The sequence below is a fragment of the Sulfitobacter sp. 15WGC genome (assembly GCF_005068605.1).
GTDB classification, from domain to species: Bacteria; Pseudomonadota; Alphaproteobacteria; order Rhodobacterales; family Rhodobacteraceae; genus Sulfitobacter; species Sulfitobacter faviae.
The window spans coordinates 1-222 of the sequence record NZ_SZNL01000287.1 but is presented as its reverse complement, the minus strand read 5'-3'; the positions used below and the strand labels follow the sequence as shown (position 1 = coordinate 222).

Genomic DNA, 222 nt, shown 5'->3' with positions numbered 1-222 from the left:
AGTCTCGCAGTCAGGCTGGCTTCTGCCATTGCACTCAACGAGCGATTTCCGACCGCTCTGAGCCAACCTTCGCGCGCCTCCGTTACGATTTAGGAGACCGCCCCAGTCAAACTACCCGCCACACAGGTCCCGGAACCGGATAACGGTCCGCGGTTAGACATCAAGCAGAACAAGGGTGGTATCTCAAGGGAGGCTCCACCGAGACTGGCGTCTCGGTTCCTA

General features: G+C 59.0%; 1 rRNA gene. It reads right to left on the bottom strand.

The annotated features are described in order from the left end of the window. A 23S ribosomal RNA gene (locus FCK22_RS18795) occupies window positions 1–222 on the bottom strand; the annotation flags it as partial.